The organism is Photorhabdus antumapuensis, assembly GCF_020387775.1.
Taxonomy (GTDB): Bacteria; Pseudomonadota; Gammaproteobacteria; order Enterobacterales; family Enterobacteriaceae; genus Photorhabdus; species Photorhabdus antumapuensis.
Window position 1 is genome coordinate 358,691 of record NZ_JAHZMK010000024.1, and the last position, 761, is coordinate 359,451.

1 protein-coding gene is annotated in these 761 nt (G+C 38.9%); it reads right to left on the reverse strand.

Annotated elements, in window-relative coordinates; translation table 11 throughout:
• Positions 1–26: 26 nt before the first annotated feature.
• Positions 27–719 (reverse strand): SDR family NAD(P)-dependent oxidoreductase, encoded by a 693-nt coding sequence (locus tag KZ793_RS11320; RefSeq protein ID WP_225815422.1) that lies wholly within the window; start codon positions 717–719, stop codon positions 27–29.
• Positions 720–761 lie beyond the last annotated feature (42 nt).

Below are 761 nucleotides of genomic sequence, written 5' to 3' on the forward strand. Positions count from 1 at the left end.
TCGAAATCTATTAGGTATAGCTGTTATTAACCACTTAATCCCCCATCAATGCAAAGAGATGTTCCTGTAATATAGGTTGATGTACTCAATGTCCCCACACAAAAACTGGCAATTTCATCAACCTCTGCCATTCGTTTTAATGCGGTGCTTCTGGCGAATTCCATCTTCTTTCCTGGAGAAATATGACGCAACATACCACCATCAACATATCCCGGCATTACCGTATAGGCCCTAACATTAAAACGGCCGTAGTCATTAGAGATATTTTTCACCAATGCATTCATGGCTGCTTTCGAACAAGAATAAGCGGTGGCGCCTGTCTCTCCACGTAAACTTGCTGTAGAAGAAATAAATTGCATCACGCCATTACGATTCTTCATAAAATGTGGCAACAAATATTTTGCTACTCTTGCTGCACCAAATAAGTTGACATTGAAAACATCATGCCAACCCTCAATATCCTGAGCATGTAATAAACCATCTAATGACATTGCTGGCGTATAGATAACCGCGTCAATACATTTCATCTTTTCAATCGCAATGCCAATGGCTTCTCTAACACTGTTATCCGACATAACATCTAAATAAATTTCTTCATTACGCGGTTTACGTGAAGTACCTAATACTTCATAGCCACTTGCAACCGCATGCCGGCAAATTGCATTCCCAATTTCACTTGATGAACCAATAATAAGTATCTTGCTGTCATATTTATGCATTTAAACATTCCTACCTTATCTATATCCGTCATCTTTCAAGTT

Coding starts and splice junctions, on each gene's coding strand:
- KZ793_RS11320 (WP_225815422.1), bottom strand. CDS start 719: ATGCATAAATATGACAGCAAGATACTTATTATTGGTTCATCAAGTGAA.